This is a genomic window from Pseudofrankia saprophytica, from assembly GCF_000235425.2.
GTDB classification, from domain to species: domain Bacteria; phylum Actinomycetota; class Actinomycetes; order Frankiales; family Frankiaceae; genus Pseudofrankia; species Pseudofrankia saprophytica.
The window spans coordinates 4,498,304-4,513,602 of sequence record NZ_KI912266.1; the positions used below are offsets into that span (position 1 = coordinate 4,498,304).

Sequence of the window (15,299 nt, forward strand, 5' to 3'; positions counted from 1 at the left end):
GTGGACGGCGTGGACTCAGGCGTTGGCATCCTTGACGTCGGTGAGGGAGGCGAGGGAGAGGACGCAGAACTCATTGCCCTCCGGGTCGGCCAGGACCGTCCATCGGACGTCACCCTGGCCTACGTCGGCGGGCGTCGCGCCGAGGGCCTTCAGCCGGGCCACCTCCGCCGCTTGGTCGTCACCGGGGTACGGCAGCAGGTCGAGATGAACGCGGCCCTTCACGGTCTCCGTATCGGGTGTACGGAGGAACTCCAGATACGGGCCGACGCCCTCGGTGGAGCGCAGGCGCGCGTGATCGTCGGTCACCTCGTGCAGGGTCCAGTCCAGCGCCTCGTCCCAGAACCGGGCCATGGCGCGCGGATCCGCGCAGTCGACCACCACCGCGGCGATCGGCCCGGTGTCCCGGTAGATCTCCCGAGGCTCCAGCACGCAGAACACGTTGCCCTCCGGGTCGGCCAGGACCGCCCATGGGACGTCGCCCTGGCCGACGTCGGCGGCCGTCGCGCCGAGGTCCTTCAGGCGCGCGATCAACTCCGTCTGATGGGCCACGGAGGTGGTGGCGAGATCGATGTGCGCGCGGTACTTCACCGTTTCGGGGTCTGGGACGGTGACGACATCGACGCAGACCGCGACAGGGTCCGGCCAGGCAAAGCCCACGGGTTCAATGTTGGTAACACCGGGTCCCTCGCTGGAAACACCCCAGCCGAGCGCCTCCGCCCAGAACCGGCCGAGCGCCGCGTCATCCCGAGCCTTGAAATTCACCTGGACAAGTCGCAGTGCCATGCCGCCAACCCTATGACAGCGGATGAACGGGATGAACCACGTGCCGTTGGCTCAGCTGGCGACAATGGGCAGGTCGAGGACCTCGCCGAATTACCCAATGCCCTGGGTAGGCGTGGAGGCGGTGGTTGTCTCGGGTTTGGTGTGGAGGACCTCACGGGCCTGTTCGGCGGCGCGGGTGATGCTTTCGCTGATGAAGTCGAGGAAGCGGGCGATGTTCTCCAGTCGGGCGGCGGCTGGGGTGTGGGGGCCGAGGACGGCGACGCCCTTGCGTGCGGTTTCGACGAGCTGGTCGTTGGATCGGGCGCTGGCGATCGTCGCCTGGTAGAAGAGCTCGTCGTCGACGATGTAGCGGTCGCGGCGGCGTTCGTCACGCTCCCGGCGTACCAGGCTCTGGCTTTCCAGGAAGGTGATCGCCTTGGAGATGGACGCCGGGCTGACCTGGAGGCGCTGGGCGAGCTGGGACGCGGTGAGGCTGCCCGCGTCGACGGTGAACAGGCAGGTCAGCACCCGGGCTGCCATCTTGGACAGGCCCGAGGCCATGAGGACGGTGGTGAGCGTCTCCTCGTACTCGGCCACGGCCCCGGCGTCGCGTCCGTGCGGCTGAGGGGCCGACTCCGTCCCGTGGGTGGAGACCGGCCCGCGCCGCTGGGCGCGGCGTTCGGTGGCGCGGTGGGCCAGGTCGGCGCGGTAGGCGGTGGGGCCGCCGTTGCGCAGCACCTCACGCGTGATCGTCGAGGTCGGGCGGTCGAGGCGCCGGGCGATCTCGGCGTAGGGGAGGCTGTCGGCCAGCCCCAGCGCGATCCGCTGGCGTTCCTGCTGGGTGAGCCTGCCTCCCGGCATCGCGATCTCCCTGGTGGTCCCCCGTGGTGGTCCCTACCGCCCCACCATAGCGTTCACTTCCCATCCATTGCAATGATCGGGCGAGCGGTCGTTGCGTTTGCGACAAGGTAGTTGCAACGATTAACTGCCATCTACCTGCGGAAATGCAGATCTGATGCAACGATCGTGTTGCCGATACTCGGAAAGCAACGTAGCGTTTGCGGTGTCAGAAACCACGAGCGAGCACGGGAGAGCACGATGCAGAAGTTCGACACCCCCGCCCCGATCTCCGCCGTCCTGGACATCCCCGCCGGACGCATCCAGCTCATCGCTGCCGACCGCGCCGACACCACCGTCGAGGTCCTGCCCGCCGACCCCTCCAGGAGCCGCGACGTCCAGGCCGCCGAGCAGGCCACCGTCGCCTACGCCGACGGCGTCCTGCGGATCCACGCCCCTGAGTCCGGGAAGCAGCTGTTCGGCTCGCCTGGATCCCTGGAGGTCACCGTCCAGCTGCCCGCCGGCTCCCGCGTCGAGGCGAAGACCGCCAGCTGCGAGCTGCGCGGTGTCGGCCGCCTCGGCGACGTCGCCTTCGAGGGCGCATACCGTCACATCAAGATCGACGAGGCCGCGAGCGTCCGCCTCACCGCGATCGACGGCGACGTCGAGGTCGGCCGGCTGGGTGGCCCCGCGCAGATCAGCACCACGCGGGGCGGCATCCGGATCGCCGAGGCCGTGCGTGGCACGGTCGTGCTCCGCACCCAGTCCGGCGACATCTCGGTCGCCGCCGCCGCCGGCGTGTCGGCCACCCTGGACGCCGGCACCGGCCACGGCCGCACCAGCAACACCCTCAAGAACAACGGCACCGCCGAGCTCGACATCCGCGCCACCACCGCCCACGGCGACATCACCGCCCGCAGCCTCTAGCAGGGGCGACGGGCGGCACCGTCCTGGCCGCCGACTCAGGGGTGGCCGGTCTCCGGCAGATCCACGGTGTTGTGGCGGTGCTGGATCTTCCAGCCGTCGGGCGTGCGTACGTGCCGGCTGTAGTGGTGCCCGAACCAGACGACCCGCGTGAGCCCGTCGTCCTGGGTGCGGCCGACTCCGTAGAGCATGGTGGAGCTGGCGGTGTCGCCGTCGATGGTGATCCGGGGGTTCATCTCCATGTGGATCACCGCCGGCGGGTTCTTCGCCATCACCGCGGCGAGCATCTCCTTGATCGCGGCTCGGCCGCGGGCGGTCCGGCCCGTGCTCATCTCGAACTCGCCGTCCTCGGCCCAGAGCTCGGCCCAGGCGTCGAGGTCACGGGTGTCGAGCAGCTCGCCGTAGTCGATCAGGCTCTGCAGGATCTCCTCCCGGTCCTCCAGCAACTGCACGCGCTCTTCGAGGCTCATCTTGCTTCTGGTCATGGTGCGTAGCTTGACGAACGAATTTGCACTCGGTCAAGAACTTGCCTCGACGGTAGATCGCCGGCACCGTGTCGTCGCGGTCGCGAATCCGGTCAGATCGCGACCGCGACGACACGCCTGCGGCGATCATGAGGCTGGCGTGGCGCCAGGCCTGGAGGGGTGTCCGGAGTCCGTCCTCCTCGGCCGTCACCGACTGGTCGTCCTGGCACCGGTGGTTTCGACGGCCGGTGAGACCGGTGCTCCCCGCGCATGACACCTGACGGACAGGCGTTATAGAAGCGCTGAATCGGGCAACCCGGGTGACAGGGTGGCGCTTCCGCGCACACCAGTCAGATCGACCCAGGTGAAGGGGCCGACATGTGGAGCCGAACGATAACGGCAGCGGCGGTCTCATTGTGTGCCGTGTTCGCGGTCGCGGGCTGCGACCCCCTCAGCGACACGTCAGATGGCGCGGGAACCAGCCCGTCGGGGACGGCGACGCCCGGCGGACCGACGACGACGAGCGAGGGCCCGTTCGCCATGCCGGCGTCGGGTTGTGACCTGGTCGACGCGGCGTCGGTGCAGCGGGTCGCGGGCCGTGGGTCGGTGACGCTGACCCCGATGGGCGGTTCGCCGACCGGCTCCGACCGGACCGTGCTGACCTGCGCGTTCACCGACGGGGCGGTTCCGGTCGGGCTGCTGACCGTCGATGTCCGTTCGCCCGGCGAGAACAGGTCCGCCGGTGAGGAGCTCGACGCCTCGGTCGCCGGCAGCCTGTACAAGTCCAGCACGACGGAGCCGGTCTCCGACCTGGGGGACGCGGCGAAGTACGGCACCGCCCTCAGCGTCGGCGGCCTCACCTACGCCTCCGTGTGGACGGTCCTGCTGGGTGACGGCAAGGTCGGAGACCTGTCGGTCACCGTCGCCTCCGAAACTCCCGACGCGGCCCGTCCCGGCCTGATCGACCTCGCCCGCACCGCCCTGACCAAGCTCGGACAGCCCGTCTCCAGCAGCAGCCCGTCCCCCACGGTCAATCCCGAGACCGGCCCCTGACCTCTCGCCTACCTACGACGTCCGCGGGACCCTTCGGGGTGGTATTCCCCTCCAGAAGGAAGGGAAATACCACCGGGCCACCGCCTCGGGCCGCGGGCGGCGCCGGTAGGGTGATCAGCCATGTCGGCGCAACCGCTGCGGGAACTTGTCGAGCCAGGCTGGGCACAGGCTTTGGAACCGGTGTCCGAACGGATCGCGGCCATGGGTGACTTCCTGCGCGCGGAGATCGCGGCGGGGCGTAGCTACCTCCCGGCCGGACAGAACGTCCTGCGGGCCTTCCAGCAGCCCTTCGACGACGTCCGGGTACTCATCGTCGGGCAGGATCCGTACCCGACCCCGGGAATGGCGATCGGGTACAGCTTCGCGGTCGCACCCGAGGTGCGCCGGCTTCCGGGCAGCCTGGAGAACATCTTCCAGGAGCTGCGTGCCGACCTCGACGTGCCGGCGCCCTCGAACGGTGACCTCACGCCGTGGACCCGGCAGGGCGTGCTGCTGCTGAACAGGGCGTTGACGACGGCGCCGCGCCAGCCCGGCTCGCACCGGGGCAAGGGCTGGGAGGAGGTCACCGAGCAGGCGATCCGCGCCCTGGCCGGCCGGGGCAAGCCGCTGGTCGCGATCCTGTGGGGCGCCGACGCGCGCGGCCTGCGGCCCTTTCTGGCCGACACCCCGACGATCGAGTCCGCCCACCCGTCACCCCGCTCCGCGGACCGCGGCTTCTTCGGCTCCCGGCCGTTCAGCCGCGCCAACGACCTCCTGCTCCGTCAGGGGGCCCAATCCGTCGACTGGCGACTCCCGTAGACCGAGCGGCCGAGCCGACAGGCTGACCCGACGGCCCCCGGCAGTCGGCGTGAGCGGGGGTCTGGGCGGGGATGCCGGTGTTCGAGCCAGGCCGTGATGTTCGATCAGGGCGTCGAGGGCCGGTCTATGCGGTAGACGTAGTGCAGTGGGTCGTCGATGGGGTTGTCCGGTGCGATGGCTCCCTGCCCGACCCGCCGCAGCCCGGCTTTCTCCAGCGCCCGCCATGACGCCCGGTTCGCCGCCACCACCGACACCATGACGCAGGTGGCCTCGGGGAAGTCCGACCAGATTCTGAGGATCATCGATGTGATCATGTCGGGGCCCAGGCCACGCCCTATCTGGTCGGGTTCACCGATCAGATAGTCGATGCCGATGGCGCCCGCAGGAACGTCGACGATGGGTGCCAGCTGGTCGTGATCCTCCGGGTAGTCCGCGATGCGGCACCGTTGCATCAGCCCGATGGGCCGCTCGTCCAGCAGGGCGAGGAAGTCCTCCGACGGCTCCTCGCCGCGGGCCGCGGGCCCGAAGTCGCGTTGGACCGCGGCGGCCGTGGTCTCGTGGTTCCACCACCGGGCGACATGTGGTCGCTCCAGCCATCCCCGCAGCAACGCGAAGTCGGACTCGTCGAGCCGCCGCCAGGTGATCATCGTGGACCGCTCCGATGCGATGACGTCACGTACGTACAGCTGCCGGCCATGGCCGGTGACGACCGGCCGGCGAGATCCGCCTGTTGGTATGTCCTCGCTGTGCGGCCATCCTGTCAGACCCACGCCGTCCCGTGCCTGGCAGGTCACGCGTGGCGGCGCGGAAAATGCGATACAGGCCCTCCACAGGGTTCTCTCATGCGTGCACAGGATTCCCACGGCTTCGGCACAGGGAGCGGAACTAGCCTGACGGCCAGGCGGCTGAGCTGGGGAAACGCAGAGGAAGAACGTTTCGGCCCGGCCGCTGAAGGGAGTCCGGAAGGCCGGGCGTGAATTATCAATTTGCATGCCGAGAGGAAGCCCTGTGCGTATTTCCAGGAATGTTCGTCGCACCATTTCCGTGACGCTGGCCGGGGCGGCGGTCGTCGGCGTGGCGGCGCTGCCCGCCAGCGCCGCCACCGCGTCGCCGGCGGCGCGGCCGGCGGTGGTGTCGGCGAGCCCGGCCCGTCAGCAGGTGCGCGTGGACATCGCCATCACGCCGGCCTCGCTGCCGGCGGGAGCGCGGGCCGTGTTGGTCCGCGACGTCACGGCCGGCACCGTCGTCGGCGTCTTCCCACTGAGGACGGACGCGGTGACCCACGTGACGGTGACGGTGCCAGCCGGGACGACGCTCGACATCTCAGCGTTGACCTCGGCGAACGCGAACCGGCCGGCGCGGCTCGGCACCGTGCGGGTCGTCGTGGGGGCCCAGGGCTCGACGGCCGCGGGCAACACCGTGGCGGTCACGTTCCGCCGGGGCGAGAAGCCGCGGGCGGCGGCGAGCGCGCAGCTGGGCCGGCAGGGCGCGAAGGTCTCCGTGCTCTGATCCCGTCCGGCCGGGTGCGCGGCGCGGGGGCACCGCGCACCCGCTCGGCGCCGACCTGTTCAGGTACGGCGAAGGACGTGGCCGCCGCGTATCGCCCGCTGCGGTTGCGCGTCGTCGCGAGGCGCGTGGCTTGGGTGACCCGCGCCGCCACGAGCGGTGCGGACAGTCCTTCCGCACGGCCGAATCCCAGGACTTACGTCAGGGCCTGGTAGTCGACGCGGATCCCGGAGTTCTCAGGGATGACGAACACCGGTGCGCCGCTGGTACGAAACCACCCCATGGGTAGCAGCACGTAGCTCTTGGACGTTCGCACCAACAGCCGCAGCCCGGAATATCGGAAGCGGTAGGCCGACTCCGGCTGGTCCAGCAGGTCCATCCGGGTGCCGTAGCCCGACAGATAGAGCCGGTCGCGGCTGTAGACGACCACCCCCGTCGTCTGGTTGGACAGGTGCTGGGTCATCCTTTCGGCGATCGCCTCGCCCTGCAGGGCGCCGTAACTGCCCATCGCCCAGAACGCCGCGAGGATCAGCACGCCGACCGCCGCACCTCGTTGGACGGTGTCGGCCTGGCGGAAGGTGGCCGGAGTCGCGATCCATCGGTGCCGCAAGTGGATACCGAAGGTCGTCAGGAGGACGCCGATACCCAGTGCCAGCGGCGGTAGCAGCTGTTTCAGCGGCAGCCGGGTCTGCTCCGGCAGCGGTGAGACGAAGGCGGCCAGTGCCCCGAAGCCCGCGGCCGTCACGCCTGCCGCGATCAGCAGCGGCGTGACGGCGCAAACGTAGCGCAGGTAGCGGGCGGCGTCCGGGCGTCCGGCCAGGATGTCCATGCCCCGGTAGAGCCAGTACCAGCCGAGCGCGCCCAGCAGGAACAGCGCCGCCGGTCGGAAGACCACCGAAGGGCTGCGTTGGACATAGTCGAAGGTTCCGAACCCCAGCGTCCCGACGTCGACACCGAAGTAGCTGTACACGGTGGTCGTCCGCACGTAGCCGAAGTAGGTCAGCAGTGCCGCTGCTACCGAGACCGGCGTGAGGACCTTCGCTGCCAGTTCCACGACCGCGCCGATGTCCCGCGTGTTGGAGGCGGGCGGCGTGCCCGGGCCCGTCACCAGCGGTCAGCCCACTGAGGAAGAGCCAACGGGGCCAGGGGCGGTCGACGTGGACTGCGTCTGCGTGGGAAAAGGATCCAACGAGGTTCGTCCTGTCTGCGTCATTGAGCCCTTTGGCAAGGGCGGCTGGACGTCGCCGCTCTCTCCGGCCCCTCCCTCGGGCCCGGGCGCTCTCGCCGGCGCGGGTGCCTGGCTGGCCCCGGTGGCGCTGGCAGGCGGGTTGCCACCTCGAGTCGGCGTTGGCGTTCCGCCGGACGCGGACACCTTCGGGTCGGGGCCTCTCTCCGGCCCGGTCTCATCTGACGATCCGCACCCGACGAGAAGAACGGCCGCCAGCCCGAGGACCACGGCCGAGAGGCCGAGGGTGGGTGGGTTTGCTCCGGTCATCGTGTACGGCGGCATCCGGGCACCTGCCTGTGTCTGGAGAGCGAGGTCGCCGGAGTCGCCGCATGCGAGACCGACCACGAGCGAACGGCACTCACGGTAGCGTTGCTGCTACGTTCAGTCGATAGATCGACGGTCGGGTGCCCTGGCCGACGCTTCGCTGTCTGAACGTATGGGGGTCCCCACCGTGCCGTCCGGCTCGACACAGGTCTCCGGCTGGCCCGGCTCCCGCGCCCCGGCCGGGCCAGCCGGCCCGGCCGGGAGAGCGGGGACGGCCGCCGGGCGGCCGCCGCGCAGCGCGGAGGCGGTGGCGGCGACCAGGGCGAGGACCGCGGCGACGGCGAACACCACGACCAGGCCCTGGTGAAACGGGCCGGAGATCAGGCTGGGGAAGAACTCGTGGCCGGTGAGCGCCTGCCGCTGTCGCGGGGTGAGCTGCGCGAGCGTGCCGGCCGGGAGCAGGTGCTCGACCGGGTTGAACCCCAGCTGCGCGGCGAACAGCGACGCGACGGGTGGCAGGTGCCCGACCTGGGTGGCCACGTCCGCCGGCACGCCCTGCTGGGTGAGCCCCGTGGACAGGGCCCGCGGGAGGCTGCCCGCGAGCCCGGCGACCATGAGGGAGAAGAAGACCCCGATCGACAGCGCCGTCCCCGTGTTCTGGAACGTCGCGCGCATCCCCGACGCCACGCCCCGCTGCGGCGCCGGCACACTCCCCATGATCGACGAGGAGTTCGGGGAGGCGAACATGCCGCTGGCGATCCCGTTCACCGTGATCAGCAGCGCGAACGGCACGTAGCCGAAGTCGACCGGCAGCAGCATGAGGCCGACGAACGTGGCGCCGAACAGCACCGCCCCGGAGCTGGCGATGCCCCGGGAGCCCAGCCGGTCGGACAGGTAGCCGCTGATCGGCCCGGCGACGAGGAACCCGAACGTGAGCGGCAGCAGGAAGACGCCGGCCCACAGGGGGGTGTCCTCGTAGTCGTAGCCGTGCAGCGGCAGCCAGACGCCCTGCAGCCAGATGATCAGGATGAACTGCATCCCGCCACGGCCGATCGACACGCACAGCCCGGCGATGTTGCCCATGGTGAAGGCCCGGTTGCGAAACAGCTCCGGGCGCAGCATCGGGGCCTTGATCCGGTTCTCGACGGCGACGAACGCCAGCAGCAGGGCGACCCCGCCGACGAGCAGGGCGATCACCAGCGGCCGGGTCCAGCCCATGGTGTGGCCGGCGTAGGGCTGCAGGCCGTAGGTCACGGCGACGAGCACCGCGGACAGGCCGACGCCGAAGGTGAGGTTGCCCCACCAGTCGATCCGGCCGCCGCCACGTTCCGTGGTCTCCCGCAGCCGGGCGTAGGCCCAGATCGTGCCGAAGATGCCGACGGGGACGTTGACCCAGAAGACGGCCCGCCAGTCCCAGGCGGCGAGCAGGCCGCCGGCGACGAGGCCGACGAACTGGCCGGCGAGCGCCGCGACCTGGTTGATGCCGAGCGCGAAGCCGCGCTGCTCCGCGGGGAAGGCGTCCGTGAGGATCGCCGCCGAGTTCGCCGTCAGCATCGACCCGCCGACGGCCTGTAACAACCGCCAGCCGATCAGCCAGGTCGCCCCGTGCGCCTTGTCGAACGGGTCGAACGACAGGAGCACGGAGGCGACGGTGAACACCGCGAACCCGGCGTTGTAGAGCCGGACGCGGCCGAACATGTCGCCGAGGCGGCCGACGGTGACCACGAGAACGGCCTGCACCAGCCGGTAGCCCATGATCATCCATAGCAGGAAGGCGATGTTGCCTGGGGCTAATGGGTCCAGGTGCACGCCCCGGAAGATCGCCGGCAGCGCGATCAGCACGATCGAGCCGTCGAGCGCCGACATGAACACGGCCGCCGTGGTGTTCGTCAGCGCCGTCCACCGGTAGGGGTCGGGCACCGGCCGGGCGGGAGCGGTCGCGGTGGGCGGGATCGGTGGGACGGCGGCCGGGTCGGCCGCGGGTGGCGCCCCCATCAGGCGTGCGTCTTGGCGAGCAGCTCCAGGATCTCGGCGGTGGTGGCGGTCTCGCCGAGGCGGGGGAAGATCACCTGGAGGCTGTGCCGGTGGGACTCGACGGACATGTCCGCCATCGCGTCGGTGGCCAGTGTGACGTGGTAGCCGTGCTCGTGGGCGGCGCGGGCGGTGGACTCGACGCCAATGCTCGTCGCGACGCCGGTGAGCACGATCTGGGTGACGCCGCGGCGGCGCAGGATGACGTCCAGGTCGGTGCCGTGGAACGCCCCCCAGTTGCGCTTGGTGACGACGAGGTCCTCCGGGTGGCCGGCGAGCTCGTCGACGATCTCGTCCCACCCCGCGGGCCGGGGCATCGCCGCCATGCCGCGCCCGGCGTCGGTGCGGCCCGGTGGTGTGTCCGCCCCGTCGGCGGCGAACGAGACGCGTACGAGCACCACCGGCAGGCCGGCGGCGCGGAACGCGTCGGCGAGTGCCCCTGTCCGGGTGACGACCTCGCTCGCTGCCTGCGGGACGGTGGGCCTGCCGACGACGCCCTTCTGCAGGTCAATGACGACGAGCGCGGTCTTCGGGTCCAGCGCGGTGGCGGTCATGGACTCCCTTTCTCGTAGGGCCGCGAACGGCGGCGCGGCTGTCCGGGGCGGGATCCTGGCTGGTGCTCACAGATGGGTGAGCCGGTCGAGAAGAGTCATCGCCTCAAGGAGCGTCTGCCGCTCGGCCTCGGTGTAGTGGTCGTGCATCGCGCGCGTCAGCCACTCCACCCGGGCTGCCTTGTCGCCCTCGGCGCGGCGGCGGCCAGCGTCGGTCAGGGTGATGAGCTGGCGGCGGCCGTCGGTTGGGTCCGGGTCACGGCGGATCAGTTTGTGCGTGTCGAGTGCGGCGATCGTGGCGGCCATCGACTGCGGCCGGACCCGTTCGGCAATCGCGAGCCCGCTCGCTGTCCAGGCACCCTCCTTGGCGAGCCGGGTGAGCACCGAGGTCTGCGATGGGCTCAGCTCCCCGTCGGTGTCGGCGACCTCCCGCATCCGGCGGCGCAGCCGGCTGAACACCACCCGTAGGTCCCGCGCCGCCGCGACCGCGGACTCGGCCAGGACCTCCCCGCCCCCGCTGCCAGCGTCGTCCGCACGCGTCCCGGCCATGGCCACGACCGTAATTACCGTCAGTTCAGACTGTCAAGCTCAGCCTGTGCAGTCTGAACTGCCTAGTTCGCCATCGGTCCAGGGCAGTCCACCCGTCACCGTGGCCACCGACCGCACCAGAAGGAAGGGGGCGACGAGGTCACGCCAGCCCGCCTCCCAGGCTCTAGGTAGTGACGGGCGACGTGCCCGGCTCCGAAGGGAGACGAAGGTGGACATGGCGATGGTGACGGTCTGCTCCGTGGCTGTCGGGCCAGTGCTGACGCTGATGGAGATCTCGCTGCGCCTGCGCGCGCAAACACGCCGGGACCGTGAACACAGACAGATGGTGGCCGGTCTCGTCCGGTCCGCCGCCATCGTCGTGATCGTGGCACCGGCCCAGGATGACTGAGAGCCGTCGTGGTGACCGAACGCCCTGCCCCGAGGGACGTCGCCATCCCCGCCATACCTGCAGGTCCGCCATCCAGCCCCGGTTGCGGACGGTACGACCCAGCGATGGTGACCGCGTTCAGCGCGTTCTACCGAGCCGAACTCCCCCGCCTGTGGGCGTTCCTGAGGTCACTGAGAGTGCCAGCCGCCGACGTCGAGGACATCTCCCAGCGGGCCATGACCACGCTGCTCGACCGCTGGGAGCGTGTCGACAATCCGCGTGCCTATGTCCGCACGGTCGCCGCACATGACGCCCATGGCTGGAGACGAACCAGTCAGGTCGAGCTACCTGTCGGTGACCTGCCCGAGCCCACCCCGCTGTCACCCCGTCCCGGAGAGATCGACGCCGTCATGGGCCAGCGCTACCTGCTCGGCCTGGTCACCGGGCTGCCACCTCGCCAGCGGCAGGTGGTGGCCTGGTGGCTCGACGGCTTCACCCCCACGGAGATCGCCGCCGAGCTCGGCATCACCCCGGAAGCCGTCCGGACCGCGCTCGCCAAGGCCCGCCGTTCCCTCAAGTCCCAGCTCGCCGATGAAGGAGATGGCCCTCGATGACCAGTGACCGCGAACCCGGCCTTGACCGCCGGCTGGTCGACGAGCACGCCGCGCTCGTCGAGGCACTCACCGCGGCACTCGACGTCGAGGCCGGGCTGGCGGCGATCCTTTCCTCGGCCGTGGGGCCCGCTTCCTCGCCCGACGACCGGGACCCGGCCGTCGGGCGTCCCAGCCCGCCGACCGGTGACCTGGTCGCCTCGCCCACGGCGCCTCCCGCCTCGCGGGGCGTCCGCCTGCCCGCGGCCGACGACGCCGCCGCGCGGCCAGGCGCAGGTCCCGCGCCCGACGGGTCCTCCCCGACCGTGGGAGCCGCCGACGTCGACACCCCACGTCGGTGGCCCGCCGGACCGGCGACGGTCCAGGGCCGCGGAATCCATCGAGCCGCGGACAGCGTTCTGAGCGCCTCCGGATCGCTGGTGGCTTCCCCCTGCGACCTGCGGATGATGGACCGCGGGGGTCGGGAGGAGCCCGGCGTCGTCATCGCGCGGCTGCGGGACCTGCTCGCTCGCTGCCCGGCCGGGACGTTCGACGAGGAAGCGTCCGCGACGGTCCTCACTAGGGTCGCCACGGTGTCGGAGGCACTGGTGGCGGCCCGGGACGAACGTGGCGCGCTGCGTCTGATCGAGGCCGCCGCCCCGCATCTGGTGTCCCTCGGTTCCCACCATCCCGCCGCCTTCGAGCTGCGGCGTGCCCGGGCCGGGGCCTGGTCCGAGCTCGGCCACCATCGGCGGGCCTGGTCACTGCTGCGTCGGCTGAGCGAGGACGAACGGCGGGTGTTCGGCCAGGAGGATTCGAGGACGGCTCTGCTCCTGCTCTGGACGCTGGTCGGCGGCGGCCGGTTGCGAGAGGCCGACACGGGATTTCGTGCCCTGCAGGCCCGCGAGATCCAGCGGCAGGGCGCCAACGCCCCGGACCTCTGGCATCTGCACTGCAGGCACGCCTGGCTGCTGGGACGGCAGGGGCTGGCCCGTGAGTCAGCCGGTGGGTATGACGGCGTCATCATCAACCGGTCACACGAGCTGGGCGAAGACCACCCCGATGCCCTCGACGCCCGGCACTCAAAGGGGAAGATGCTCGTCCTCGCCGGGCACGGTCCGCAGGCGGTCACGCTCCTGCAGGTGCTGCACGATCACCGTGCGCTGGTCCTGGGAGACCGTCACCCGGACACCCTGGAAACCCTGAAGTATCTCCACCTGGCCCGTGTGCGGGCGGAGCCAGGCAACGATCGCGTTCTCGACAGCGCGATCGACGTCCTCGGTCGGATCCTGCTCGTCCAGGCCGGACGACACGGCGCGGCGCACCCCATGAGCCGTGACACGGCCACCCACCTCGGCCAGACCCGCCTGCTCCGCCAGGCGGCTCGCCACTGCGAGAGGACCGATCTCCGGGCAGTGCGCGGCGGCCGGCCGGTGGACGCACTGGGCCTGTTTCGCCCAGGTTCCACCGATAAAAGACAAATCATCCGGAGCGGATTCACAGAAATGGTGACACTCAATACTGATGAGCAGTAACCTTCTGCCTGCGATCAGGTGACTGCCCGACTGCGTGCTCTCGGCCGTGCCTCGTTACTGCCAACAGCGCCCCAGTACCCCTCTCGGCACCATTGATTGATTGTGCAACTGGTACGCCGCATCCCCCGGCGCGCCGGGTCGATCTGCCATCGGCCGAGCACCACAGCGAACGCGGTCACGCACGACGCGAATTCCCCGGTCCGTCCGCAGAGGAGTTTTTGTGCGCCACGCGAACGACGTCGGCGAAGACCAGGTGCCCGACCACCTGGTTGTTTCGCCGAGACCAAACCGACGGACCGCCGTCCTCGGTGCCGCCGCCCTGGGGGCGGCCGCGCTGGCACCGTCGGCCCTTCAGACCGCCAGCGCCAGCGCCAGCACCACGGCGTCCAGTGCGTCCGGTGCGTCCAATTCCGCCGGCCGCATCGACGTACACCAGCACGCCATGACGCCCGCCGGCCGCCAGTGGCTGATCGACCACGGGCTCCTGCCCCCGTCCGGCGGACCGCCCTGGGCGCAGTGGGACCTCGACAGCACCCTGCAGATCATGGACGAGACCGGGATCGCCGCCGGGGTGCTGTCCGGCCCCGTTCCCTCGGAGTTCCTGGCCGGTTTGACCGCGGACCAAATCCGGGAGATGACCAAGGTCGGGAACGAGTCCCTGGCCGAGGTCGTCCGCGGCCATCCGAAGAGGTTCGGCTTCTTCGGGTTCCTGCCGTTGAACCAGGTCGACGTCGCTCTGGAAGCCGCCGCATATGCGCTGGACACGCTGAAGGCCGACGGCGTCGCGGTGAACCTGCACTCCGCGGGCCTCTACCTCGGGGACCCGTCGTTCGACCCGGTCCTCGCCGAACTGAACCGGCGCAAGGCCGTGGTGTTCACCCATCCGTTCAACCTGGCTGGATGCGGAGGCGCACCCGTCGCCGAGTTCCTCGTGGATTTCCTGACCGACACGACCCGCGCAGCCGTAAAGATGGTGCTCAACGGCACCCTTACCCGCTTTCCGGACCTGAAGCTGATCCTCCCCCACGGCGGCGGATTCTTCCCCTACATGGCAGGCCGGCTGCAGCTCGGCACCTATCTGGGCGCCGGCGTCGACGAGGCCACGGCCGTACGCAGCGTCAAACGGTTCTTCTACGACACCGCGATGCCGACCTCGCCGCACGCCACGCCGTCGCTGCTCGCCGGCGCCGGCGGCGACCGGATCCTCTTCGGATCAGACTGGCCGGCCGCGACCGCCGACGGGGCCAGGCTGAACGCGCGGGCGGTCGACACCGACCCGTTCCTCGACCAGGCCACTCGCCGCCGCGTCAACCGCGAGAACGCGCAACGGCTCCTGCCCGCGCTGGCCCGCCGCATGGCGAGCTGACACCCTCCTCGCCCCGGATCGCAGGGGATCACCCGCCGACGGGCGTCGGCGGGTGATCCCCTGCGGCGCGTCCGGGCCGCTCAGCCGTCCAGGGCAGCGAGGTCCAGGTGGCGCAGGCGGTCCGGGCCGGACCAGGCGTCGATCTCGATGATGCGGTCGCCGACGACGGTGAACGCCATGACGGCCGTCGGCTGGCCACCGACGGTGGCGACGACCCCGGCCACGCCGTTGACCAGCACCGGGCGCAGGGCGGCCGCCGGGTTGGCGAACATCAGGGCGCTTCCCGCGACCTGGCGGGCGCCGCGGCGTACGCCGGCGGCGGCCGCGAGCGCGGGCGGCACCTCGGCGCCGAGGTCGATGCGCAGCACGACGTCGGGGTCGAGCACGGCGAGCAGCCCCTCGAAGTCGCCGCCGCGGGCGGCGGCGAAGAAGGCGTCGACGACCGCCCGCCGGCGGGCCCGGTCGGCCTCGGTC

General features: G+C 70.9%; 17 protein-coding genes. 8 read left to right on the plus strand and 9 right to left on the minus strand.

The window, feature by feature from the left end:
• Positions 1–15 precede the first annotated feature (15 nt).
• Together FRCN3DRAFT_RS0218845 and FRCN3DRAFT_RS0218850 are read right to left on the minus strand one after the other, a co-directional pair.
• The gene (locus tag FRCN3DRAFT_RS0218845) at positions 16–783 is read right to left on the minus strand and encodes a VOC family protein (RefSeq protein ID WP_007517793.1); all 768 of its coding nucleotides are present in this window, start codon (positions 781–783) and stop codon (positions 16–18) included.
• A 90-nt stretch (positions 784–873) separates the two neighbouring features.
• A complete protein-coding gene (locus FRCN3DRAFT_RS0218850) occupies positions 874–1,623 on the minus strand; it encodes a helix-turn-helix domain-containing protein (protein ID WP_007517791.1) in 750 nt (249 codons plus the stop codon).
• Between the two features lie 237 nt (positions 1,624–1,860).
• Between FRCN3DRAFT_RS0218850 and FRCN3DRAFT_RS0218855 the strand changes: the two genes are divergently transcribed.
• Positions 1,861–2,526 carry a DUF4097 family beta strand repeat-containing protein gene (locus tag FRCN3DRAFT_RS0218855; RefSeq protein WP_007517789.1) on the plus strand — a complete coding sequence of 222 codons (666 nt, stop codon included), beginning with the start codon at positions 1,861–1,863 and terminating at the stop codon, positions 2,524–2,526.
• Between the two features lie 35 nt (positions 2,527–2,561).
• On the opposite strand, the gene FRCN3DRAFT_RS0218860 is transcribed toward FRCN3DRAFT_RS0218855, so the two are convergent.
• Entirely contained in the window at positions 2,562–3,008 is a 447-nt protein-coding gene (locus FRCN3DRAFT_RS0218860) for a nuclear transport factor 2 family protein (RefSeq protein WP_007517787.1), read from the minus strand.
• 402 nt (positions 3,009–3,410) lie between these two features.
• Here FRCN3DRAFT_RS0218860 and FRCN3DRAFT_RS0218865 point away from each other — a divergent pair, with 402 nt between their 5' ends.
• Positions 3,411–4,040, plus strand: coding sequence for a hypothetical protein (locus tag FRCN3DRAFT_RS0218865; RefSeq protein ID WP_063630162.1), 630 nt, complete (start codon positions 3,411–3,413; stop codon positions 4,038–4,040).
• Between the two features lie 120 nt (positions 4,041–4,160).
• Positions 4,161–4,838, plus strand: coding sequence for a uracil-DNA glycosylase (locus tag FRCN3DRAFT_RS0218870; RefSeq protein ID WP_007517784.1), 678 nt, complete (start codon positions 4,161–4,163; stop codon positions 4,836–4,838).
• Positions 4,839–4,942: 104 nt separating this feature from the next.
• Here the strand turns inward: FRCN3DRAFT_RS0218870 and FRCN3DRAFT_RS0218875 are convergent, their stop codons facing one another.
• Positions 4,943–5,485 (minus strand): GNAT family N-acetyltransferase, encoded by a 543-nt coding sequence (locus FRCN3DRAFT_RS0218875; RefSeq protein WP_007517782.1) that lies wholly within the window; start codon positions 5,483–5,485, stop codon positions 4,943–4,945.
• Between the two features lie 397 nt (positions 5,486–5,882).
• Here FRCN3DRAFT_RS0218875 and FRCN3DRAFT_RS0218880 point away from each other — a divergent pair, with 397 nt between their 5' ends.
• Complete coding sequence (locus FRCN3DRAFT_RS0218880; RefSeq protein ID WP_232794077.1) at positions 5,883–6,347, plus strand: transcriptional regulator; 465 nt, start codon at positions 5,883–5,885, stop codon at positions 6,345–6,347.
• A 193-nt stretch (positions 6,348–6,540) separates the two neighbouring features.
• On the opposite strand, the gene FRCN3DRAFT_RS0218885 is transcribed toward FRCN3DRAFT_RS0218880, so the two are convergent.
• The 4 genes from FRCN3DRAFT_RS0218885 to FRCN3DRAFT_RS0218900 form a co-directional block, all read right to left on the minus strand.
• Positions 6,541–7,398: a hypothetical protein gene (locus FRCN3DRAFT_RS0218885; protein ID WP_131803524.1), complete on the minus strand. Its 858-nt coding sequence runs from the start codon at positions 7,396–7,398 to the stop codon at positions 6,541–6,543.
• A gap of 555 nt (positions 7,399–7,953) precedes the next feature.
• On the minus strand, positions 7,954–9,831 hold the full coding sequence (locus FRCN3DRAFT_RS0218890) for an MFS transporter (protein ID WP_007517776.1): 1,878 nt from the start codon (positions 9,829–9,831) through the stop codon (positions 7,954–7,956).
• A complete protein-coding gene (locus tag FRCN3DRAFT_RS0218895) occupies positions 9,831–10,421 on the minus strand; it encodes an isochorismatase family protein (protein ID WP_007517774.1) in 591 nt (196 codons plus the stop codon). Before FRCN3DRAFT_RS0218895 ends, FRCN3DRAFT_RS0218890 begins: the two co-directional genes overlap by 1 nt.
• Positions 10,422–10,487: 66 nt before the next feature.
• Positions 10,488–10,967: a MarR family winged helix-turn-helix transcriptional regulator gene (locus FRCN3DRAFT_RS0218900; RefSeq protein ID WP_007517772.1), complete on the minus strand. Its 480-nt coding sequence runs from the start codon at positions 10,965–10,967 to the stop codon at positions 10,488–10,490.
• A gap of 208 nt (positions 10,968–11,175) precedes the next feature.
• Between FRCN3DRAFT_RS0218900 and FRCN3DRAFT_RS54170 the strand changes: the two genes are divergently transcribed.
• From FRCN3DRAFT_RS54170 to FRCN3DRAFT_RS0218920, 4 genes are all read left to right on the plus strand, one after another.
• Positions 11,176–11,355: a hypothetical protein gene (locus tag FRCN3DRAFT_RS54170; RefSeq protein WP_157845233.1), complete on the plus strand. Its 180-nt coding sequence runs from the start codon at positions 11,176–11,178 to the stop codon at positions 11,353–11,355.
• A 104-nt stretch (positions 11,356–11,459) separates the two neighbouring features.
• On the plus strand, positions 11,460–11,948 hold the full coding sequence (locus FRCN3DRAFT_RS45180; protein WP_007517769.1) for an RNA polymerase sigma factor: 489 nt from the start codon (positions 11,460–11,462) through the stop codon (positions 11,946–11,948).
• The gene (locus FRCN3DRAFT_RS0218915) at positions 11,945–13,459 is read left to right on the plus strand and encodes a hypothetical protein (RefSeq protein WP_007517767.1); all 1,515 of its coding nucleotides are present in this window, start codon (positions 11,945–11,947) and stop codon (positions 13,457–13,459) included. The genes FRCN3DRAFT_RS45180 and FRCN3DRAFT_RS0218915 overlap by 4 nt, the downstream gene beginning before the upstream one ends.
• Positions 13,460–13,679: 220 nt before the next feature.
• Positions 13,680–14,825 (plus strand): amidohydrolase family protein, encoded by a 1,146-nt coding sequence (locus FRCN3DRAFT_RS0218920; RefSeq protein WP_007517766.1) that lies wholly within the window; start codon positions 13,680–13,682, stop codon positions 14,823–14,825.
• Positions 14,826–14,905: 80 nt separating this feature from the next.
• Here FRCN3DRAFT_RS0218920 and FRCN3DRAFT_RS56310 read toward each other — a convergent pair.
• On the minus strand, positions 14,906–15,299 hold a 394-nt coding region (locus FRCN3DRAFT_RS56310), incomplete at its 5' end, for a hypothetical protein (RefSeq protein ID WP_007517763.1).